Genomic DNA, 22,618 nt, shown 5'->3' with positions numbered 1-22,618 from the left:
AACACAGTGGACGCGAGCAACTGAGGACAAGCCCTCGGCCTATTAGTACCAGTCAGCTCCACCCGTTACCGGGCTTCCACATCTGGCCTATCAACCCAGTCGTCTACTGGGAGCCTTAACCACTCAAGGTGGTGGGAATACTCATCTCGAAGCAGGCTTCCCGCTTAGATGCTTTCAGCGGTTATCCTTTCCGAACGTAGCCAACCAGCCATGCCCTTGGCAGGACAACTGGCACACCAGAGGTTCGTCCGTCCCGGTCCTCTCGTACTAGGGACAGCCCTTCTCAATATTCCTACGCGCACAGCGGATAGGGACCGAACTGTCTCACGACGTTCTAAACCCAGCTCGCGTACCGCTTTAATGGGCGAACAGCCCAACCCTTGGGACCGACTCCAGCCCCAGGATGCGACGAGCCGACATCGAGGTGCCAAACCATCCCGTCGATATGGACTCTTGGGGAAGATCAGCCTGTTATCCCCGGGGTACCTTTTATCCGTTGAGCGACAGCGCTTCCACAAGCCACTGCCGGATCACTAGTCCCGACTTTCGTCCCTGCTCGACCCGTCGGTCTCACAGTCAAGCTCCCTTGTGCACTTACACTCAACACCTGATTGCCAACCAGGCTGAGGGAACCTTTGGGCGCCTCCGTTACTCTTTAGGAGGCAACCGCCCCAGTTAAACTACCCATCAGACACTGTCCCTGATCCGGATCACGGACCCAGGTTAGACATCCAGCACGACCAGAGTGGTATTTCAACGACGACTCCACAACCACTGGCGTGGCCGCTTCAAAGTCTCCCACCTATCCTACACAAGCCGAACCGAACACCAATATCAAACTATAGTAAAGGTCCCGGGGTCTTTCCGTCCTGCTGCGCGAAACGAGCATCTTTACTCGTAGTGCAATTTCACCGGGCCTATGGTTGAGACAGTCGAGAAGTCGTTACGCCATTCGTGCAGGTCGGAACTTACCCGACAAGGAATTTCGCTACCTTAGGATGGTTATAGTTACCACCGCCGTTTACTGGCGCTTAAGTTCTCAGCTTCGCACACCCGAAAGTGCACTAACCGGTCCCCTTAACGTTCCAGCACCGGGCAGGCGTCAGTCCGTATACATCGCCTTACGGCTTCGCACGGACCTGTGTTTTTAGTAAACAGTCGCTTCTCGCTGGTCTCTGCGGCCACCCCCAGCTCACCGAGTAAATCGGATCACCAGTGATGGCCCCCCTTCTCCCGAAGTTACGGGGGCATTTTGCCGAGTTCCTTAACCATAGTTCACCCGAACGCCTCGGTATTCTCTACCTGACTACCTGAGTCGGTTTAGGGTACGGGCCGCCATGAAACTCGCTAGAGGCTTTTCTCGACAGCATAGGATCATCCACTTCACCACAATCGGCTCGGCATCAGGTCTCAGCCTTAATGTGTGACGGATTTACCTACCACACGGCCTACACCCTTACCCCGGGAACAACCATCGCCCGGGTTGGACTACCTTCCTGCGTCACCCCATCGCTTACCTAGTACAAGTCTGGTTCGTCGGCTCCACCACTACCCTCAACTCCGAAGAGATCGGGCCGGCTTCACGGACTTAGCATCGCCTGATTCAGTATTGGGCGTTTCAAAGCGGGTACCGGAATATCAACCGGTTGTCCATCGACTACGCCTGTCGGCCTCGCCTTAGGTCCCGACTTACCCTGGGCAGATCAGCTTGACCCAGGAACCCTTAGTCAATCGGCGCACACGTTTCTCACGTGTGTATCGCTACTCATGCCTGCATTCTCACTCGTGAACCGTCCACAACTCGCTTCCGCGGCTGCTTCACCCGGCACACGACGCTCCCCTACCCATCCATACTCCCGTTGAGGATATGTGTATGAATGACACGACTTCGGCGGTACGCTTGAGCCCCGCTACATTGTCGGCGCGGAATCACTTGACCAGTGAGCTATTACGCACTCTTTCAAGGGTGGCTGCTTCTAAGCCAACCTCCTGGTTGTCTCTGCGACTCCACATCCTTTCCCACTTAGCGTACGCTTAGGGGCCTTAGTCGATGCTCTGGGCTGTTTCCCTCTCGACCATGGAGCTTATCCCCCACAGTCTCACTGCCGTGCTCTCACTTACCGGCATTCGGAGTTTGGCTAAGGTCAGTAACCCGGTAGGGCCCATCGCCTATCCAGTGCTCTACCTCCGGCAAGAAACACACGACGCTGCACCTAAATGCATTTCGGGGAGAACCAGCTATCACGGAGTTTGATTGGCCTTTCACCCCTAACCACAGGTCATCCCCCAGGTTTTCAACCCTGGTGGGTTCGGTCCTCCACGAAGTCTTACCTCCGCTTCAACCTGCCCATGGCTAGATCACTCCGCTTCGGGTCTAGAGCGTGCAACTCAATCGCCCTATTCGGACTCGCTTTCGCTACGGCTTCCCCACACGGGTTAACCTCGCTACACACCGCTAACTCGCAGGCTCATTCTTCAAAAGGCACGCAGTCACGACTGCATGTGCAAGCACATACAGCGACGCTCCCACGGCTTGTAGGCACACGGTTTCAGGTACTATTTCACTCCGCTCCCGCGGTACTTTTCACCATTCCCTCACGGTACTATCCGCTATCGGTCACCAGGGAATATTTAGGCTTAGCGGGTGGTCCCGCCAGATTCACACGGGATTTCTCGGGCCCCGTGCTACTTGGGTGGTTCTCAAGCAAGCCGTTGATGTTTCAGCTACGGGGGTCTTACCCTCTACGCCGGACCTTTCGCATGTCCTTCGCCTACACCAACGGTTTCTGACTTGCCGACCAATCGGCAGATTGATCAAGAGAACTCCCACAACCCCGCATGCGCAACCCCTGCCGGGTATCACACGCATACGGTTTGGCCTCATCCAGTTTCGCTCGCCACTACTCCCGGAATCACGGTTGTTTTCTCTTCCTGCGGGTACTGAGATGTTTCACTTCCCCGCGTTCCCTCCACACTGCCTATGTGTTCAGCAGCGGGTGACAGCCCATGACGACTGCCGGGTTTCCCCATTCGGAAACCCCCGGATCAAAGCTTGGTTGACAGCTCCCCGGGGACTATCGTGGCCTCCCACGTCCTTCATCGGTTCCTGGTGCCAAGGCATCCACCGTGCGCCCTTAAAAACTTGGCCACAGATGCTCGCGTCCACTGTGCAGTTCTCAAACAACGACCAGCCACCCATCACCCCACCCTTACAGGCGAGTTCACTGGGGCCGGCAACCAAAGGGACAGACTCAAACGAGCCCGTACCTTCAGATACCCAACAGCGTGCCCGACCCGACCGATCCATTCTCACTTTCCACGCCGAAGCAGTACTCGCAAAAACAACCTGTCGTGCCGAATAGTCAACGTTCCACCCATGAGCAACCACCGTCGAACATTTGCCGACGAAATGGCCTCTGGATTCCCCGAAGAGAATCTAGATGCTCCTTAGAAAGGAGGTGATCCAGCCGCACCTTCCGGTACGGCTACCTTGTTACGACTTCGTCCCAATCGCCAGTCCCACCTTCGACAGCTCCCTCCCACAAGGGGTTGGGCCACCGGCTTCGGGTGTTACCGACTTTCGTGACGTGACGGGCGGTGTGTACAAGGCCCGGGAACGTATTCACCGCAGCAATGCTGATCTGCGATTACTAGCAACTCCGACTTCATGGGGTCGAGTTGCAGACCCCAATCCGAACTGAGACCGGCTTTTTGAGATTCGCTCCGCCTCGCGGCATCGCAGCTCATTGTACCGGCCATTGTAGCACGTGTGCAGCCCAAGACATAAGGGGCATGATGACTTGACGTCGTCCCCACCTTCCTCCGAGTTGACCCCGGCAGTCTCCTGTGAGTCCCCATCACCCCGAAGGGCATGCTGGCAACACAGAACAAGGGTTGCGCTCGTTGCGGGACTTAACCCAACATCTCACGACACGAGCTGACGACAGCCATGCACCACCTGTATACCGACCACAAGGGGGGCACCATCTCTGATGCTTTCCGGTATATGTCAAGCCTTGGTAAGGTTCTTCGCGTTGCGTCGAATTAAGCCACATGCTCCGCTGCTTGTGCGGGCCCCCGTCAATTCCTTTGAGTTTTAGCCTTGCGGCCGTACTCCCCAGGCGGGGAACTTAATGCGTTAGCTGCGGCACCGACGACGTGGAATGTCGCCAACACCTAGTTCCCAACGTTTACGGCGTGGACTACCAGGGTATCTAATCCTGTTCGCTCCCCACGCTTTCGCTCCTCAGCGTCAGTAATGGCCCAGAGATCCGCCTTCGCCACCGGTGTTCCTCCTGATATCTGCGCATTTCACCGCTACACCAGGAATTCCGATCTCCCCTACCACACTCTAGCTAGCCCGTATCGAATGCAGACTCGGGGTTAAGCCCCGAGCTTTCACATCCGACGTGACAAGCCGCCTACGAGCTCTTTACGCCCAATAATTCCGGACAACGCTTGCGCCCTACGTATTACCGCGGCTGCTGGCACGTAGTTAGCCGGCGCTTCTTCTGCAGGTACCGTCACTTTCGCTTCTTCCCTGCTGAAAGAGGTTTACAACCCGAAGGCCGTCATCCCTCACGCGGCGTCGCTGCATCAGGCTTTCGCCCATTGTGCAATATTCCCCACTGCTGCCTCCCGTAGGAGTCTGGGCCGTGTCTCAGTCCCAGTGTGGCCGGTCGCCCTCTCAGGCCGGCTACCCGTCGTCGCCTTGGTAGGCCATTACCCCACCAACAAGCTGATAGGCCGCGGGCTCATCCTTCACCGCCGGAGCTTTTAACCCCGCCCCATGAGGGACAGAGTGTTATCCGGTATTAGACCCCGTTTCCAGGGCTTGTCCCAGAGTGAAGGGCAGATTGCCCACGTGTTACTCACCCGTTCGCCACTAATCCACCCCGAAGGGCTTCATCGTTCGACTTGCATGTGTTAAGCACGCCGCCAGCGTTCGTCCTGAGCCAGGATCAAACTCTCCGTGAATGTTTTCCCGTAATCGGGATCACAACACGAGAGCGGAACGACCAGGTCGGAATATGACCGGTCGTTCACAGCGTCCTCGCTGTTGTTGCCTACCGGACCGTGAAGGGCCGGCAGGACTTTTCAAAGGAACCACCAACCTGCCGAAGCAGGCCGGGGTATCAACATATCTGGCGTTGACTTTTGGCACGCTGTTGAGTTCTCAAGGAACGGACGCTTCCTTCGGTCCCGTTTCACCGGGCCCCTCCGGGCGCTTCCCTTCGTTCTTGCGTTTCCGACTCTATCAGACTCTTTCGTGTCCGATTCCCGGCCGAAGCGGGATCCTGCTGATTCGCTTTCCAGTTCTTCGCTTTCGCGTTTCCCTTTCCGGCGAGTCCGACTCTATCAGGCCTTTTCCATTTCCCTGACCAGGGCCTCGCGGGCATGCGAGAGCTCAATCAGAGTTACAGTCGGGGCTTGGGAGTCGCTGCCGATCCCGGACTCGAAGTCGCGTTGGGGTCAGGCAGGGGTACGACAGTACAGGCCGCTGTGAGACGAGGCAAATCGTTTCCGGTGTACCCCTAGGTCGGCCAACCGGTAGCTCTCGGGCGGAACCGGGACTTCATATGACTTACGCTGCTGACCAGTACGCCGCCCTCCATCAGTCGTGGCGGTAGACCAATACGGATCCCCACGCCTGGGAGGCTCTCCATGACCACAGTGACGTCCCCTCTTGCCGGCCGCGCCATCGGACTCACCGCGGTTCCCGACCCCGTCTTCTCCGGAGCGATGGTCGGCCCCGGCACTGCCATCGACCCCGTACGTGAGCCCTCCGAGGCCGTCTCGCCGGTTGACGGAATCGTCGTCTCCCTCCACCCCCACGCCTTCGTCGTCGTCGACGACCAGGGGCACGGAGTGCTCACGCACCTCGGGATCGACACCGTGCAGCTCAACGGCGAAGGCTTCGAGCTGCTCGTGAACAAGGGGGACACCGTGACGCGCGGTCAGGGCATCGTGCGCTGGGATCCTGCCGGCGTGGAGGCCGCCGGTAAGTCCGCGATCTGCCCGGTCGTGGCCCTGGAGGCCACCGCCGACTCCCTCTCCGACATCCGTGAGGACGGCGACGTGAAGGTCGGCGAGACGCTGTTCGGCTGGCAGTGACACCCTCGGCACAGTAACGAGCTGGTTGGGTATCCACCGCGGTGACACGGTCGCCGCACAATCGGAGACGGTGAAATGGAGACAACGCTGCGAGGCGTCGGCGTGAGCCACGGTGTGGCGATCGGCGAAGTTCGGCACATGGGCACGGCGGTCCTGGAACCGCCGGCCAAGCAGATTCCCGCTGAGGAGGCCGAGCGCGAGCAGGGACGCGCCCGCCAGGCCGTGGAAGCTGTTGCGGCCGACCTCATTGCACGCGGCAACCTGGCGGGGGGCGAGGCACAGCACGTGCTCGAGGCCCAGGCCATGATGGCGCAGGACCCCGAACTCATCGCGGACGTCGAGCGTCGTATCGCCGTCGGCAGCACCGCCGAGCGCGGTGTCTACGACGCGTTCGCCGCCTACCGGGCGCTGCTGGCCAACGCCGGGGAGTACCTGGCGGGGCGCGTCGCCGACCTCGACGACGTACGGAACCGGATCGTGGCGCGGCTGCTCGGCGTGCCGATGCCGGGTGTGCCGGACAGCGACCAGCCGTACGTGCTCATCGCGCGTGACCTGGCTCCCGCGGACACGGCGCTGCTCGACCCCACGCTCGTCCTCGGTTTCGTCACGGAGGAGGGCGGGCCGACCAGCCACAGCGCGATCCTCGCCCGGGCACTCGGTGTGCCGGCCGTCGTGGCACTCCCCGGAGCGGGTGAGATCGCCGAGGGCACGGTCGTCGCGGTGGACGGCAGCACCGGTGAGATCTTCGTCGAGCCGAGTGCGGAGAAGCGTGCCGAGATGGAGAGCGCGTCGGCCGCCCGCAAGGCGGCTCTGACGGCCGTGACCGGTCCCGGTGCCACCTCCGACGGCCACAAGGTGCCGCTGCTCGCCAATGTCGGCGGGCCCGGTGACGTACCGGCGGCGGTGGAGGCAGGAGCCGAGGGCGTCGGCCTGTTCCGCACGGAGTTCCTCTTCCTCGACGACAGCAAGCAGGCGCCGTCCGAGGAGAAGCAGATCGCGGCCTACCGCGCGGTCCTGGAGGCGTTCCCCGAGGGGCGTGTCGTGGTGCGGGTCCTGGACGCCGGTGCGGACAAGCCCCTGGACTTCCTCACGCCGGCGGACGAGCCGAACCCCGCACTGGGTGTGCGTGGTCTGCGCAGTCTGCTGGACCATCCCGATGTCCTGCGGACCCAGCTGACCGCGCTGGCCAGGGCAGCCGAGGGCCTGCCCGTGTACCTCGAGGTCATGGCTCCGATGGTGGCCGACCGTGCCGACGCGAAGGCGTTCGCCGACGCGTGCCGCGAGGCGGGGCTGCAGGCGAAGTACGGGGCGATGGTGGAGATTCCCTCCGCCGCGCTCAGGGCCCGCTCGATCCTGCAGGAGGTGGAGTTCCTGTCGCTGGGTACCAACGACCTGGCCCAGTACACCTTCGCGGCCGACCGTCAGGTGGGGGCCGTGTCCCGGCTGCAGGACCCGTGGCAACCCGCGCTGCTCGACCTGGTCGCCCTCTCGGCCGAGGCCGCGAGGGCCGAGGGCAAGAGCTGTGGTGTCTGCGGCGAGGCTGCTTCGGACCCGCTGCTGGCCTGCGTGCTGACCGGACTGGGTGTCACCTCCCTGTCGATGGGTGCGGCGTCCATCCCCTACGTGCGGGCGACGCTTGCCAAGCACACGCTCGCGCAGTGCGAGCGTGCCGCCTCCGCCGCGCGCGCGGCGGACTCCGCCGACGAGGCACGGCTCGCCGCGCAGGCGGTTCTGTCGGGCGAGTGACGCCGTCCGCCGGACGCTGTCGGATGTGAAGGGGTTCCCGCCGGTTCCGGTGGGAACCCCTTCCGTCTGTCAGTGATGGGCCTCCGGTTCGTCGGCACCGAGGTCGAAGCCCGCGCAGTACTCGACCCCCGACTCCGGCGAGACGGGTTCGCCGGTGTCGGCGTCGGTGCAGTAGGCGCTGAAGACCTCCCCCGCCGTCAGCGGGAGGAGGATTCCGCGGTGCAGGCGCCAGCCGTGCACCCGGTCCGGGGTGTCCGGGGCCGTGGTGCGGAGCACGACGCCCCCCTGGGTCTCGAGCGCGACCCCCACGGCGAGCACGGTCGCGAACTCCGCCCCTTCCGAGGACGGGAGGAGGGCCGGGCCGTCGGCGTCCTCCCGCGAGGTGTGGAGGACGGCGAGAAGCTGCTCGCTCTCCGTGGGGGTGCTGCAGACGATGTGGTGGTCGCCGGGGCCCGCGGTGTCCAGCAGCCGCATCAGCAGGTGGGAGGCCCGGTCGAAGGCGGCCCGGCCGATGTCCTGGCCGCAGTCCGCGCACTCACCGAGGCCGGCCAGCAGCATGGTGGCGTACTCCCACGTCGCGCGGCGGACCGCTCGGGAGACGAGCAGCGGGATCACGGTGTCGATCGGCTCGCCCGTGTAGGCCAGGGTGGCGCCGGCCGAGGCGATCTCGGAGGTGAACCTGCTGCGGCTCGTGTGCGCGTCGGGGTCGAGGTCCGTCTCCGCGCAGAACTCCGCGTACTCCTGAGGGTCGAAGAGGACGACGGTGGTGTGCAGGCCCTGCCCGGTGAGCGTGCGCAGCAGGCCTTCGACCTGCCGCAGGTATTCCGGGTGGTCGTCGAAGGTGAAGGTCCGGTAGTGGCGCATGGCCGCGAAGTCCTCGGCGTCGACCAGGAGGCCGACGGTCGTGGGTGCTTCGCGGCGCAGTGCGCGTCGCATGGATGTGGCGGAGCGCTGCCGGCCGCGCCCGGTCTGCTTGATGTGCGCCATGAGTCCCCCTGTGCACTGTCGATCGATGCTCACTCAGCGTAATCACGAGGACTGACAACGGGCTGCGCCGGCCGGGTCAACGGCGCTTGCGGGCGAGCTCCTCGTAGAAGTGGAGGAGTTCGAGGTTGTCGATGGAGCCCGGGTTGACCGCCTTGGACAGGGCCGTGCCCTGGAGGAGCCGCTTGACCGGAACCTCGATGCGCTTGCCGGTGAGGGTGTGCGGAATGCCGGGGACCTGGATGACCTCGTCGGGTACGTGGCGTGGGGAGAGGTTCTCGCGGATGGTGCGCTTGATGCTGTCGCGGAGCGTGTCGTCGAGGGTGGCGCCGTCGACGAGGTGGACGAACAGGGGCATCCAGTAGCCGCCGTCCGGCTCCTCCAGGCCGATGACGAGGGACTCGCGGATCTCGGGGAGCCGCTCGACCGCCTCGTAGATGTCGGCTGAGCCCATGCGGACGCCCTGCCGGTTGAGGGTGGAGTCGGAGCGGCCGTGGATGATCACCGAGCCGCGGTCGGTGAGGGTGATCCAGTCCCCGTGGCGCCAGACGCCGGGGTACATGTCGAAGTAGCTGTCGTGGTAGCGGCTGCCGTCGGGGTCGTTCCAGAAGCGGACCGGCATGGAGGGCATGGGGGAGGTGACGACGAGTTCGCCGACCTCACCGATGAGGGGTTCGCCCGCGGGGTCCCAGGACTGGAGGTCCGTGCCGAGGCAGGGGGCCTGGAGCTCGCCGATGTGGACGGGCAGGGTCGGGACCGCGCCCGCGAAGCAGCTGCAGACGTCCGTCCCACCGCTGACGGAGGCGATCCACAGGTCGGCACCGCTGTACTGGAACTCGTCGTGGAGCCAGCGGAATCCGTCGGGCGGGAGCGGGGAGCCCGTGGTGGCGACGCACTGGACCCGGCTGAGGTCGTGGTCGCGGCCGGGGTGGACGTCGGCCTTGCGGCAGGCCATGACGTAGGCGGCCGACGTCCCGAAGAGGGTCGCGCCGGTCTGTTCGGCCACGCGCCACTGGGCGCTGACGTCCGGGTACCCGGGGCTTCCGTCATAGAGCACGACGGTGGTGCCGGTGAGCAGGCCGGAGACGAGGAAGTTCCACATCATCCAGCCCGTCGAGGTGTACCAGAAGAAGCGGTCGTCGGGGCCGAGGTCGCAGTGCAGGCCGAGCTGCTTGAAGTGTTCGAGGAGGATGCCTCCCTGCGACTGGACGATCGCCTTGGGGAGGCCGGTGGTGCCGGAGGAGTACAGCACCCACAGCGGGTGCGCGAAGGGGACCTGTTCGAAGACCGGCGCGGTGTCGGAGGAGGTGAGGTCCTGCCATTCGAGGGCGCCTTCGGGTGCGCCGGTGCCGAGCAGCGGGATGTGGACGACCGCGCGCAGGGTGGGGAGTTCGCCGCGAAGTTCGGCGACGGTCGCTGTGCGGTCGTGCTCCTTGCCGCCGTAGCGGTAGCCGTCGACGGTGAACAGGACGACGGGTTCGATCTGCTGGAAGCGGTCCAGGACGCTGCGGGCGCCGAAGTCGGGGGCGCAGGAGGTCCAGACACCGCCGACCGCCGCGGTGGCGAGGAACGCGACGACGGCCTGCGGGATGTTGGGGAGGTAACCGCTGACCCGGTCACCGGGGGTGACGCCGAGGGCGCGGAGCTCGGCGGCCAGTGAGCCGACCTGGCGCCGGAGTTCTGACCAGCTGACGGCGGACTGGGTGTGGGTCTCGTCGACGTACAGCAGCGCGGGGGCGTCCGCGCGGAGGCGGTCGTCGGCGGTGCGCAGGGCGTGCTCGGCGTAGTTGAGGGTGGCTCCGGGGAACCACTGCGCGCCGGGCATGGTGCGGTCGCCGAGCACGGCCTCGTACGGGGTGGAGAAGCGTACGTCGAACCAGTCGGCGACGGCTTCCCAGAAGGTGTCGAGTTCCTCGACCGACCAGCGGTGCAGGGCTGCGTAGCCTCCGTCGGCGGGCGCTCCGTGGCGGCCGGCGGCCCAGCGCTGGAAGCGGGTGACGGCCGCGGCTTCGACGCGCTCGGGCTGGGGCTGCCAGAGGGGGGCTTCGCCGGCTGCTGAGGTCATGGGGGCTCCCTGGCCTTTCGGGGTGTACGCGGGGTGTGCGTGCGTCGCGCGCACGGGCTGGGATGTGCGCGTGAACGGCAGTTACGGACGATGCCATGTGATCGTCTTGCGCACCAGGGTCCCCCCGCCATGGTTGTGTGTCCGGCTGTGTGGCGGAGCCACAGGTGAACGGAAGCTGAACGGAGCACGCATCGGTCCGGCCTGATGGCAAGGTGACCGGCATGGATGGTCGTGACCTGGTGCGCTCGATGAGAATGGTCGGTTCTGTGCAGGGGATGCGTACGGTGCGCTCGGCCTGGCGGCGGCGGCGTGCGGATGCGCGGGCGCTCGCACGGCGAGGTGCGGAGAGGGCGCGTGTGCCTGGCCTTCTCGTCAGCGCGGAGCCCGGGCCGGGCGGTGGCGTCGTGCGCTTCGCCCGCTCGGAGCTGTGCGTCCGGGTGACGGTGGGTGGTGCGGTCTTCTGGGCCTGGGACGGCGCCGCGCCGCTGCCCTCCTACGCCCTGCGGGATGCCGGGCCGGAGCCGGACCCGAGGGCGCGGCTGGAGCCGGACACGAACGGCGGCTGGCAGGTCGTGTCGGAGCGGCTGCGGTTCGTCGTGTCGCGGCACGGGGCGGTGGAGCTGCGTACGCCGGGCGGGGTCCTGCTCCGCCGGGAGCTGCCGCCTCGTTGGTGGGAGCCGGTGGAGGGGGGCGCGGCACGGTGGGTGCAGCGCTCCGAGGTTCCGGCCGACGCGCGCTTCTTCGGGCTGGGCGGGCGGGCCGGCGGACCGAGGCTGCGGGAGGGCGCGTACGGGCTGTGGAACACCGACCCGGGCGGGCGTTTCGGTCCTGGCGACGATCCTCTGTACCTGACGATGCCGGTGCAGGTGGTGGTCTCCGACGCGGGGACCCATCTGGTGTTCCACGACAACTCCTGGTCGGGGCGGGTGACGCTCCGGGAGGGCGAGGAGGGCTCGGGCTCGGGCCACGACCGGCCGGGCACCTGCGAGGTGCGGATGGACGGCGGTCCGCTGCGCTGCTGGGTCGTCGCGGGTACGCCGGCGCGGGTGCTCCAGGGCTGGACGGCGCTGACCGGGGCGCCTGCGCTGCCGCCGTCGTGGGCCCTGGGGCCGCAGCACGCCCGCTGGGGGTTCGGCAGTGAGCAGGAGGTGCGCCGGATCGTGAAGGGGTACCGGGAGCGGGGGCTGCCGCTGTCGGTCCTGCATCTGGACATCGACCACTACGACGCGCATCAGGTGTTCACGGTCGACCGGGAGCGGTTCCCCGATCTTCCCCGGCTGGCGAAGGAGCTCCGCGAGGAGGGTGTCCGGCTGGTGTCGATCGTCGATCCGGCGGTGCGGGCGGCGGCGGGCAACGCGGTGTTCGACGGCGGGCTGGCGGTCGGTGCGGAGGGTGCGTTCGTCCGGGATCCGCAGGGGTCTCCCGTGCTCGGGGAGGTGTGGCCGGGCGAGTGCGTCTATCCCGACTTCACGGATCCGCTGGTGCGGGAGTGGTGGGGTGGGCTGTACGAGGAGCGGCTCGGCCAGGGGTTCGCCGGGGTGTGGCACGACATGAACGAGCCGGTGTCGTTCTCGGCCTTCGGCGATCCGTCGCTGCCGCGTTCGGCCCGGCACGCTCTGGAGGGCCGTGGCGGGGACCACCGGGAGGCCCACAACGTGTACGCCCTCGCGATGGCGAGGGCCGGGTACGAGGGTCTGCGCCGGCTGCGCCCGGACGAGCGGCCGTTCCTGTTCTCCCGTTCGGGCTGGGCGGGTATGCAGCGGTACGGGGGCACCTGGTCCGGTGACGTGGCGACGGGGTGGCCGGGGCTCCGGGCCTCGCTGGCGCTGGTTCTGGGGCTCGGTCTGTGCGGGGTGCCGTACTCGGGGCCCGATGTCGGCGGGTTCGACGGGTCGCCGTCGCCGGAGCTCTATCTGCGCTGGTTCCAGCTGGGTGCGTACATGCCCCTGTTCCGGACCCATGCGGCGATCGACGCGGGCCGCCGGGAGCCGTGGGAGTTCGGTCCGGAGGTGCTCGCGCATGCCGGGCGGGCGCTGGCGGAGCGGGAGCGGCTGCACCCGTACTTCGTGACGCTCGCGCAGTTGGCCCGGCTGACGGGTGCGCCCTATGTGCGTCCGCTGTGGTGGGGGGCGTCCGGGGACCGGGAACTGCGGGACTGCGAGGACGCGTTCCTGCTGGGTGACGCGCTGCTGGTCGCCCCTGTGCTGGAGGAGGGGACGGACCGCAGGCCGGTCCGGCTGCCGCGTGGGCGCTGGTACGACACGGCGACCGGGCGGGCGTACGAGGGGCCGGGGCAGGTGGTGGTGGACGCGCCGCTGTCGCGCGTTCCGGTGCTGGCGCGGGCCGGTGCGGTGATCCCGGTGCGAGGCGAGGACGGGAGGCTCGAGCTGGAGGTGTGGGCGCCGCCCGCGGGGCGTACCGGGGGCGGGCTGGTCGTACGGGACATGGGCGACGGGTGGGCGACGGCCGAGGTGGAGCGCTACACGTCGCGGCTCACGGCCGGGAGGGTGGTGGTCGAGCGGGACGGTGAGGAGGAACGGGTGACCTGTCCGGTCCGGGTACGGGGGCTGGCGGACCCGGCTCAGCGGTAGGCGCCGGCGAACCAGGAACGTACGGCCCGGGTGTGCAGCGGGAAGGCGAGTTCGTCCGGGGTGTGCAGTACGTCGTATCCCGCCGTCTCGTCCGTGGGCGCGGAGGGCGGGAGTTCCGCGGCGGGGCGCGGCGGGAGCAGGCCGAAGAGCAGCAGGTGGCCGTCCGGGGAGCTCAGGGCGTCGGCGAGTCGCACGTCGCTCGCGTCGGCGGGGATGCCGGTCTCCTCGCGCAGTTCGCGTACGACGGCGTGGCGCCAGTCCTCGGTCCCGTCGACGTACCCGCCGGGGAGCGCGGTCCCGCCCCGGTGCGGAGGGACGGTGCGGGTGATGACGACGAGTCCGGTGCCCTGCGGTCCGGTGACGGGCAGCAGGGCGACGGCCACGGGCAGGGGGTTGTGGTAGGCGGTGTGACCGCAGGCCGCACAGGTGCGGGGGCTGCCTTCGGCGGCGTACGGGGTCCCGCATCTGCCGCAGTGGGTGTCCTTCACGGCCGGACTGTATCGGATCACTCTTCTCTTGCGGCTCCGGAGCTGATAAACGGTGTGCTCATGACAGGAATGACTCGTGCCCTCCGCGCCCTCGCCGCCGCCGGCGCCGCTCTGCTCGCCGTGACCGCCGCTCCCGTGGCGGTGGCCAGGTCGGAACCCAAGGCTCCACCCGAGTTCGTCGACCTCCGCTCCGTCGATCCGACGATCATCACGGAGATGCGCTACACCACCGCGCACAACTTCATGGGAGAGCCGGTCGACGGCTACCGGCAGCCCGTCTGCATCCTGGCCCGGCCTGCCGCCCGTGCGCTGCGTACGGCCCAGCGGAGCCTCCTTCGCGAGGGCTACTCCCTCAAGGTGTACGACTGCTACCGGCCGCAGCGGGCCGTGGACCACTTCGTGCGCTGGGCGAAGGATCTCGACGACCAGGCCATGAAGGGCGAGTTCTACCCGACGGTCGACAAGACGCGGCTGTTCGAGGACGGTTACATCGCGGAGAAGTCCGGTCACAGCCGGGGCAGCACCGTGGACCTCACGATCGTGAAGCTGCCCGCTCTGCCGACGCGGCCGTACCGGCCGGGCGAGGAGCTGGCTCCGTGTTACGCGCCGAAGGGCGAGCGCTTCCCCGACAACTCGGTGGACATGGGCACGGGGTACGACTGCTTCGACACGCTGTCGCACACGGACGACCCCCGGGTGCAGGGGGCGCAACGCGCCAACCGGCAGTTGCTCAAGGAGAGGCTCACGGGCCTGGGCTTCGTGAATCTGGCCGAGGAGTGGTGGCACTTCACCTTCAAGCCCGAGCTGTTCCCGGACACCTACTTCGACTTCCCGGTGGCCCGGCGCTCCGTCGCGGGCCACTGAGGGCCGGGGGCCGTGAACGGGCGACCGGGACCACCCCCGTGGGCTCCGGCCGCCCGTTCTCCTCTTCGGACGCGGAACTGCCGTGTCCGGTTGCCGTTCGAGCCATTACGGTGCCCTCATGTCACCACAGACGTTCGATTCGTACGAAGAGTTCTGGCCCTACTACGTCGCGATGCACTCCAGGGCCGCGACCCGGTGGGTGCATCTGACCGGGACCCTGACGGGCCTCGCGATCACCGCCTACGGGCTGGCACGCGGCCGGAAGCGGTACGCCCTGGCGCTGCCCCTGTTCGGGTACGGCACCGCGTGGCCGGCGCACTTCCTCATCGAGAGGAACAACCCGGCGACGTTCGGGCATCCCGCGTGGTCCCTGCGCGGCGACGCCCAGATGATCGGGATGATGCTCGCCGGGCGGGACGCGGAGCTGGCCGGGACCGCGGCGAAGTGGCTCTCGGAGAACGCCTGAATCCGCTGGAGCGCGCAGGGTTGACGGCCCGTCACCCCGGGTGAAGACTCCTTCCACGCACGTTGCGTACGCGCGGCCCGTACCCCGGTCGGCGGGGGTACGGGCCGCGTCACGTGCGGGTGGTCACGCCGTCAGGTCCTGGCCGGCTCACGGAGCCGGTCGGCGCGGACCATGGCGTGCTCCACGACAGCGACGAGCACGTCCCGTACGGAGGCCCGGTCGCGTGCGTCGCAGAGCAGCACCGGGACCTCGGGGTCGAGGTCGAGCGCTGCACGGACCGTCTCGGTGGGGAACTGCTCGGCGCCTTCGAAGAGGTTGACGGCGAGCGTGAACGGGATCCCGCGGCGTTCGAAGTAGTCGACCGCCGCGAAGCAGTCCTCGAGGCGCCGGGTGTCCGCGAGGACCACCGCGCCCAGGGCTCCCTGGGCCAGCTCGTCCCAGAGGAACCAGAAGCGGTCCTGCCCCGGGGTCCCGAACAGATAGAGGACCAGGTCCTCGCGCAAGGTGATCCGGCCGAAGTCCATGGCCACCGTGGTGGTGTTCTTGCCCTCGACCCCCGCCACGTCGTCGACGGGGCGGCCCGCCTCGCTCAGCCTCTCCTCCGTACGCAGCGGTCTGATCTCGCTGACCGCGCCCACCAGGGTCGTCTTGCCCACACCGAAGCCGCCCGCCACCAGGATTTTCAGGGTAACGGGCTCGACGTGCCGCCGCTTGCGGCTAGAGCGCCCGAAGGCCATTGATCACCTCGCGAAGAATGCTCTCGTCCGGCAGCTCGGCCGGCGGAACGGGACGGGTGACGTGCACCAGTTCGTCCTCGACGAGGTCACCGACCAGGACACGGACCACCCCGACGGGGAGGTCCAGTCCGGAGGCGAGCTCGGCGATCGACTGGGGCATGTCGCTGCACAGTTCGACGATCTCCACGTGTTCCGGGGAGAGCGTCTGGTCCCGGCCGGGATCGTCGGCCGCCGGTTCGGGGATGACGATCGCGATCAGGTCGAGGCGGTGGCGGGACGCGCTGCTGGTCCGCCCCCGGGTCATCGCGTAGGGCCGGACCACCGGGCCCGCTTCGGCGTCGTACCAGCGCGAGGAGCCCGCTTCCGCGGGTGCGGGCGGTGCCCCGGACGCGGTGTCCCGGACGGAGTCTGCGCTCATCCCCTCGCCTCACCCTCCGGCGGGCAGACCGGTGGTCCTGGGGGCGTTGGCCAGGTGGGCCCCCACGCGCTTGACCATCAGGGTCATCTCGTAGGCCACCTGCCCGACGTCGGAGTCGGAGTCGGCCAGGACCGCGAGGCAGCTGCCGTCTCCGGCCGCGGTGACGAAGAGGAAGGCCTCGTCGAGCTCCACCACCGTCTGCCGGACCCGCCCGGCGTCGAAGTGGCGGCCCACGCCCTTGGCGAGGCTGTGGAATCCGGAGGCGACGGCCGCCAGGTGCTCGCTGTCCTCACGCGTCAGGTCCTGGGACGTGCCCGTGGCGAGGCCGTCGCTGGACAGGACCAGTGCCTTGCGGATGCTCGCGACCCGCTCGACGAGTTCGTCGAGGAGCCAGTTGAGCTGGCCGGAGCCCTGGCGGGCGGCGTTCTGTGCTGCGGCGTTCGGTGCGGTCATCGACCGTCCCCTCCCGGAGTGGTTCCTGGTGCTGTCTCGCCGGGGCCGGTCGCGTCCTCGGCGTTCTGCCGACGGCCGCGCTGCCAGCCGCGTTGAAGCGAAGCCATGCGGTTGCGTACGTCGTCCGCGTCACGTTCGAGGTCGTCGTCGGTGTCCGCGGCGGCGTGGCCGGAAGTCCGCCCTGCGGAGTCCTCCCGGAGCTGTGGGGCGAGGTTCGCCTGCCGGACCCTGCGGGGGAGGCCGCCGACCGTGTCGGGCGCGGACGGCCTCGATGCGGACCTCAGCCGGGTCCGGGGCGCCTCGGCCGGGGACCCGTCCGGGCCGGGCTCGGTGGCGGTTCCTGAGCCGGCGGGCGGCCGTAGGTCCTCGGGCGCGCTCCGGTGGGAACGTGCGCCGTCCCCGATCCGGCGGCCCTGGTCGCTGACGAGCGTCGGCGTCCTGCGGCGGGGCAGCGGCACGGGGCCTGCGGGCCGCATCGGCCGGACGTCCGCGGAGCGTCCGTCCGGCCCGTCGACGGCTTGCTGGTGCTGTTCCCGGTCGGCTTCCCTGCGCAGATCGCGGGCCCGGAAGATGCCGCCCCGCTCGCTCTCGGTGTCCTCGAGGTCGGACACCCCGTCGAGGACCGGGCCGAGTGCCGGATCGAGCTCCCGGTCGCGCGCCGGGTCGGTGAAGCCCAGGCTCCCCACCGGGCCTTCGAGCTCGACGGGTCCGTCGAGCACGGAGGGGTCGGTGAGGCCGGTGGGAACCGGGGAGAGACCGGAGGGCCGGCCGGGGATGTCCGCGTCCGCGACGCCGTCCCTGCGGGCCTTGTCGCTGCCGGGCGCGTCGCTGCCGGGCCGACCGCTGCCGAGGGCCTTCTCGGCACGCCGGTCGAGGCGGAAGCCGGTGCCATGGGTGTCGGGGGCGTCGGTGAGCAGCTGCGCGGGGATGAAGACGACCGCGGTCGTGCCTCCGTACGGCGAGATCTGCAGCGACACCCTGACGTTCTGCCGCTGTGCGAGCCTGCTGACGACGAACAGGCCGAGGCGGTCGGTGTCGGAGAGCTCGAAGTCGGGGGTCTCGGCGAGCCGCAGATTGGCGTCCAGGAGGACTTCCGGTGCCATGCCGAGGCCGCGGTCGTGGATCTCCAGGGTGAAGCCGTTGGCCACCCGCTCGCCGTGCACCTGGACGGCGGTGTGCGGGGGTGAGAACACCGTGGCGTTCTCCAGCAGTTCCGCGATCAGGTGGGTGAGGTCGGCGACGGCCGGGCCGCCCACGCCGATGCGGGGCAGGCGCCGCACCTCGACGCGCTCGTAGTCCTCCACCTCCGCGACCGCGGCACGCACCACGTCCATCAGCTGGATGGGCTTGCGCCACTGCCGGGACGGGGCCGCCCCGGAGAGGATCACGAGGCCTTCGGCGTGACGGCGCATGCGGGTGGTGAGGTGGTCGAGGCGGAAGAGGTCGGCGAGCTCGTCGCTGTTCTCCGTGCGCCGCTCCATGGTGTCCAGGAGGGTCAGCTGGCGGTGCAGGAGCACCTGGTTGCGGCGGGCGAGGTTGACGAAGACCTCGGAGACCCCGCGGCGCATGTCCGCCTGCTTGACCGCGGCCTCGACGGCGGCTCGCTGAAGGGTGTTGAGCGCCTGCCCGACCTGGCCGATCTCGTCGCGCTCGTAGCTGAGGTGGGGGGCCTCGGTCTCCACGTCGACCTGCTCGCCCGCGGCGAGGCGCCGCATCACGCTGGGCAGCCGCACACCGGACACCTCGTGGGCGTCCTTGCGCAGCCGGGAGAGGTCGCGGACCAGTTCGCGTCCCACCCGTACGGAGACGAAGACCGAGACGAGCAGGGCGACGAACCCCAGGACGCCTGCGGCTCCCGCCCGGATGAGGACCCGGTAGCCGGCGGGTTCGGCGCGGTCCTGGAAGCGGTTGGACATCTCGGTGCCGTCGTTGGCCAGGTGCTCCAGGACGGGCGGTGCCACGTCCTGCCAGCGCTCGGCGTCGATGGCGCCCGGCTTCGTGATCGGACCGGCGGCGATGAGTTTCCGCTCGGTGGTCCGCAGCGGCTCCGTGTCGGGGCTGCGCCAGTACTGCTCCATGCGGGCGCGCTCACTGCCCGGCAGGAGTTCGAGGTTGACCTCGTACAGGAGCGTGCGGCTGACGGCGAGGTCGGAGACGGCGCGCAGTTCGGGGGCGCCGAGCCGCCCTGCGATGAGGCCCGACGCGATCAGGGCGTCCTCGCGCGAGAGCATCTCGCGGGCCCGGGAGATGCCGACCAGGGCCCGGACCTGCTTGTCCATGGACACGTTCTCCATCGTGTGGAGACCGTTCAGGAAGCGGTAACAGGGGTCGACCAGTCCGTTGTAGAAGTCGAGTGCCCTGGTGCGGTCGATGGTGCGCTTCTCGACGGAGTCGCGCAGCGCGTCCAGGCCGTCGATCTCGCTGAGGATCGAGTCGAGCCGCGCCTCCGACTCCGGAGCGAGTGTGTCCCGGATGTCCTTGCTCTTCGCGCTCTGCCTGACGTCGGCCACGACCCGGTCGGTCGCGGCGCGCCGGCCGCGTAGCAGGGGCAGGGCGTCCGAGGCCCGGGGGTCGGCGAGGAAGACGAGTGTCTGGCGGCGTTCGTCCTGGACGGCTCGGATGGTGTCTTCCAGGGGGTGGCCGACCTGTTCCACGATGGAGCTCGCGCCCATGAGTTCCCCGGCCTCTCGGCCGGTGACGTAGGTGGCGAAGACCCAGAGTCCGGTGAGGGAGGCGAGCGGCACCAGGAGCAACGCCACGATCTTCCTGCGGATGGACTTCCCGCGAAAGCGCATGGCCTCCCCCAGCTCGGCCCCGCACGCGCGGGGTGGTCGTGTCGGTTCCCGGTGGTTCCGGTCGCCCGGCCCTCCAGGTTGTTCCGTTGTTCCTGCCGCGGTCCACCGTGTGCCGGGCGGTGTTCCGTCAACAAACGGCGCGAGCCTACTACTGACCAGCCGGTAACTCGAAGACGTGTCCGGACGATTTCCGGCCGCTCGTCCCGGGGTTGCTCACCAGTTGTCCCGGTATTCCCTGAGAGGAAGTTCGCGAAAGCGACAGAGAACTCCAGGCCGAACGCGGTGCATCCACACAGGGCAGTTGGCTGGAATTCTTTGTTCCGTGCCCTTTCGGGGCTGGTTGAGCCCTCCCCGCGGGAATCTTCGCGACCTGGCGTTCGTCCAGACGTACGGGGCAGAAGAACCTCACGGGGGTACGTGCGACAGGCGAGCGTCTCGCCCGCGTAGAACGGGCGCGAGCCGGGCAGCCACCCTTGAGTCGGACAGTGGTGGGGAGTTGAAGGTCCTTGGACACGGAAGAGCGGCGGGGCGCACCGGGGGTGCCCGTTGCCGGTGCGCCGCAGGGAGCCGCGGCGGCCGCAGACGCGTCGCCCGGAGCCCCGGCGGGTGCGGAGATCCCTCGGCAGCTGTGGGTGGAGGAGCCCGCGATACGGCGGCGGATGCCGGATCCCGTGCGGACGGCCGCCGTGCGTGCCGTGCTCATCATGTCGCTGACCATCATTCAGGCCGTGGTGGCGTTCCTGTGCACGCTGGCCGGGTCATGGCTCGCCTTCCCGATGGTGCTGAGCGGCGTGGGCTGCACGGTGGTCGCGACGTGGTCGGTGCTGGACGTCTGGGTGACCCGGCAGGTGTGGAACCAGCGCCACGGAGTGGTGTCCGTGCCCAGCAGCACCGCACGCCGCATGCGCCGGGAGCGCCGGGCGGCCAGGCGCGCCGGCCGGGCCCGGGTGCGCAAGGAGGACCGGATACGCCGCCGCGGAGAAGGGCGGCTCTCGCGGGCCTGACGGCCCGCGGCTCCCCCCGGGCCGGAACACCTACCTCTTCTCGGAGGCACCGGCCGGCTCGCTGCGCGTGCCCGTCATCTCCGTGCGCATCTCCGGGACCGCGGACGCCGGCCCTCTCTCCGTGGCGTTCCGCTTGAACATGCGCGTCGCCGTGATCTCCCCGTGGACGGTCTCGCCCTCGGGATCCTGCTGGGGCAGCCCCGGCCTCAGGTGCTCCTCCACGCTGATGTACTTCAGCCCGGCGCGCAGGTCCGCGTCGTTACGGAGGCGGATGACGAGGGGGAACTCGGCCAGCGCCGTGGTGTCGAACAGGCCGGTCGTGTAGAGCAGCTGGACGCCCAGCGCGTCGGAGACCGCCCGCTGCAGCTCCAGCAGGTACGTGGCGTTGGCGCGCCCGATGGGGTTGTCGAGGAAGAGCGTGCCCGCGTGGCGGTGCCGGTCGCGGCCCCTGTCGTTGCTGCGCAGCGCCGCCATCGTGCAGTACAGCGCGATCGCCGCGGTGAGCAGCTGGCCGCCGGAGAAGACGTCGCCCATCTGTCCGACCGGGACGCGCTCGGCGCGGAGCACCGCGTCCGGCTTGAGGATCTCCACCGCGATGCCCTTGGGCTCCAACGCCGCCTGCACACCGCGCAGCAGGAGGGACATGCCGTCCCTGCGCAGGTCGGAGTTCTTCCTGAGAGCCGCGTGGGTGGCCTCGTCGACGACCTCGCCGAGCCTCTCGGTGAGCGTGGCCTGGTCGGGTTCCTCGAAGCGGATCCGGAGGAACTCCTGGCCGGACCACTCCCCCAGCCCTTCGGGCAGCTGGGAGAGCCGCTGGGCGGAGCGGAGCGTCGTGAGGGCCGAGTCCACCAGGCCGCGGAGCCGGTCGACGATGGAGTCGCGGTTGCGCTCCAGCTGGGCCAGCTCGTCGGTGAGCACACGCAGCCTGGGCGCGAAGGCGGCGGCCCACTTCGCGGCGTGGTCGGGCAGGGCTGCCGCCGGGAGTTCCCGGATCTGTTGCCGGGCCGGGGTACGGACCTGTTCGTACCGGGTGGAGTTGGCGTGCCGGACCAGGATGTCGCTCGCCTCCCGCACGGAACTCTCCGCGGCCGACAGGTCGGTGGAGCAGCCGCGCAGGGAGCGGCGGGCCTCGGCGGCCGTCTGCCTGGCCTCCTCGAGCGTGCCGCGATACGGGTCGGGGGCCTCGGTCTCGTCCTCGGCGCCGTGGTCCCTGAGCAGGTCGTGCAGGAGCGCGGCGGTCTCGTCGAAGCCGCTCGCCGAGTCCTCGGCGGTCCGGTGGGCGCGCAGCAGCTCGGCGTGGGCGGCTCGCGCCGTGTCCAGGGCGTCGGTGGCGGAGGCCAGTTCGGCCGTGGCGGTACGAAGGAGGGTCTGGGCCTGGTCGGCGTCGGCCGGGGCGAGATCCGCGGGGAGCTCGGTGTGGTGAGGTGCCTCGTCCTCGGGGGCGAGGCGCTCGGCTTCGCCGCGCAGCCGGCCGAGCTGCTCGCTCGCCGTGGAGGCCCGGGTCTCCAGGAGCTGGACGAGGGACTCGGCGCGGGCCGAGGCAGCCTGTCGGGAGGGTCCGTCGGCGCCGTCCGTGCCCTCCAGGAGCTGGGCGGCGCGGGTGCGTACCTTGTTGGTGAGCCGGTCGAGCTCGGCCAGGGCCGCGCTCTCGTCGCTCTCGGCGCGTGCCTGCTCGGCGCGCAGGTCGGCTCCGACTCCCACCTTCTCGTACAGCCGGGAGGCCGCCCGGTACGCCTCGCGCAGTGCGGGCAGGGACGTACGCGCGGTGGCGGGGTCGGGGTCGGGGAGCGTCTCCGGGACACCCGCGATCTCGGCTCGCTCGGCGCGCAGGGCGCGGGCGGTGCGGTGGGCGTCGTCCGCGGCGCGCTGGGCGCCCCGGCGGTCCTCGTCGGC

General features: G+C 68.4%; 13 protein-coding genes, 2 rRNA genes and 1 pseudogene. 6 read left to right on the top strand and 10 right to left on the bottom strand.

The window, feature by feature from the left end; genetic code table 11:
- Positions 1-22 precede the first annotated feature (22 nt).
- Both B9S57_RS17465 and B9S57_RS17460 read right to left on the bottom strand, forming a co-directional pair.
- Positions 23-3,148 (bottom strand): 23S ribosomal RNA (locus tag B9S57_RS17465).
- Between the two features lie 303 nt (positions 3,149-3,451).
- Positions 3,452-4,977, bottom strand: a 16S ribosomal RNA gene (locus B9S57_RS17460).
- Together the 16S and 23S rRNA genes form the textbook arrangement of a ribosomal RNA operon.
- A gap of 687 nt (positions 4,978-5,664) precedes the next feature.
- Between B9S57_RS17460 and B9S57_RS17450 the strand changes: the two genes are divergently transcribed.
- Positions 5,665-6,114 carry a PTS glucose transporter subunit IIA gene (locus tag B9S57_RS17450; RefSeq protein WP_103516505.1) on the top strand — a complete coding sequence of 150 codons (450 nt, stop codon included), beginning with the start codon at positions 5,665-5,667 and terminating at the stop codon, positions 6,112-6,114.
- Between the two features lie 75 nt (positions 6,115-6,189).
- Entirely contained in the window at positions 6,190-7,860 is a 1,671-nt protein-coding gene (gene ptsP, locus B9S57_RS17445; protein WP_103516504.1) for a phosphoenolpyruvate--protein phosphotransferase, read from the top strand.
- Between the two features lie 69 nt (positions 7,861-7,929).
- On the opposite strand, the gene B9S57_RS17440 is transcribed toward ptsP, so the two are convergent.
- Both B9S57_RS17440 and B9S57_RS17435 read right to left on the bottom strand, forming a co-directional pair.
- Positions 7,930-8,847 (bottom strand): hypothetical protein, encoded by a 918-nt coding sequence (locus tag B9S57_RS17440; protein WP_103516503.1) that lies wholly within the window; start codon positions 8,845-8,847, stop codon positions 7,930-7,932.
- A 76-nt stretch (positions 8,848-8,923) separates the two neighbouring features.
- Positions 8,924-10,909: an acetoacetate--CoA ligase gene (locus B9S57_RS17435; protein WP_103516502.1), complete on the bottom strand. Its 1,986-nt coding sequence runs from the start codon at positions 10,907-10,909 to the stop codon at positions 8,924-8,926.
- Positions 10,910-11,130: 221 nt separating this feature from the next.
- Between B9S57_RS17435 and B9S57_RS17430 the strand changes: the two genes are divergently transcribed.
- On the top strand, positions 11,131-13,500 hold the full coding sequence (locus B9S57_RS17430) for a TIM-barrel domain-containing protein (RefSeq protein WP_103516508.1): 2,370 nt from the start codon (positions 11,131-11,133) through the stop codon (positions 13,498-13,500).
- Here B9S57_RS17430 and B9S57_RS17425 read toward each other — a convergent pair.
- Positions 13,491-13,988 carry an NUDIX domain-containing protein gene (locus B9S57_RS17425; protein ID WP_103516501.1) on the bottom strand — a complete coding sequence of 166 codons (498 nt, stop codon included), beginning with the start codon at positions 13,986-13,988 and terminating at the stop codon, positions 13,491-13,493. The genes B9S57_RS17430 and B9S57_RS17425 overlap by 10 nt on opposite strands.
- Before the next feature lie 69 nt (positions 13,989-14,057).
- Here B9S57_RS17425 and B9S57_RS17420 point away from each other — a divergent pair, with 69 nt between their 5' ends.
- Positions 14,058-14,852 carry a M15 family metallopeptidase gene (locus tag B9S57_RS17420; protein ID WP_374935951.1) on the top strand — a complete coding sequence of 265 codons (795 nt, stop codon included), beginning with the start codon at positions 14,058-14,060 and terminating at the stop codon, positions 14,850-14,852.
- A gap of 118 nt (positions 14,853-14,970) precedes the next feature.
- The gene (locus B9S57_RS17415) at positions 14,971-15,318 is read left to right on the top strand and encodes a DUF962 domain-containing protein (protein ID WP_103516500.1); all 348 of its coding nucleotides are present in this window, start codon (positions 14,971-14,973) and stop codon (positions 15,316-15,318) included.
- A 131-nt stretch (positions 15,319-15,449) separates the two neighbouring features.
- Here B9S57_RS17415 and B9S57_RS17410 read toward each other — a convergent pair whose 3' ends face one another.
- The 4 genes from B9S57_RS17410 to B9S57_RS17395 are packed head-to-tail and all read right to left on the bottom strand — an operon-like array spanning position 15,450 to position 19,721.
- On the bottom strand, positions 15,450-16,055 hold the full coding sequence (locus tag B9S57_RS17410; protein ID WP_103516499.1) for an ATP/GTP-binding protein: 606 nt from the start codon (positions 16,053-16,055) through the stop codon (positions 15,450-15,452).
- Complete coding sequence (locus B9S57_RS17405; protein WP_103516498.1) at positions 16,036-16,473, bottom strand: DUF742 domain-containing protein; 438 nt, start codon at positions 16,471-16,473, stop codon at positions 16,036-16,038. Before B9S57_RS17405 ends, B9S57_RS17410 begins: the two co-directional genes overlap by 20 nt.
- A 9-nt stretch (positions 16,474-16,482) precedes the next feature.
- Positions 16,483-16,926 (bottom strand): roadblock/LC7 domain-containing protein, encoded by a 444-nt coding sequence (locus tag B9S57_RS17400; RefSeq protein ID WP_103516497.1) that lies wholly within the window; start codon positions 16,924-16,926, stop codon positions 16,483-16,485.
- Complete coding sequence (locus B9S57_RS17395) at positions 16,923-19,721, bottom strand: nitrate- and nitrite sensing domain-containing protein (RefSeq protein WP_103516496.1); 2,799 nt, start codon at positions 19,719-19,721, stop codon at positions 16,923-16,925. The genes B9S57_RS17400 and B9S57_RS17395 overlap by 4 nt, the downstream gene beginning before the upstream one ends.
- A 506-nt stretch (positions 19,722-20,227) precedes the next feature.
- Here B9S57_RS17395 and B9S57_RS17390 point away from each other — a divergent pair.
- Entirely contained in the window at positions 20,228-20,725 is a 498-nt protein-coding gene (locus tag B9S57_RS17390; protein ID WP_374935950.1) for a hypothetical protein, read from the top strand.
- 30 nt (positions 20,726-20,755) lie between these two features.
- Here B9S57_RS17390 and B9S57_RS17385 read toward each other — a convergent pair.
- Positions 20,756-22,618, bottom strand: a pseudogene (locus B9S57_RS17385) (hypothetical protein); the annotation flags it as partial.

This window comes from Streptomyces sp. SM10 (genome assembly GCF_002910915.1).
Classification (GTDB): Bacteria; Actinomycetota; Actinomycetes; order Streptomycetales; family Streptomycetaceae; genus Streptomyces.
This window is presented reverse-complemented; position numbering and strand designations above follow the sequence as displayed.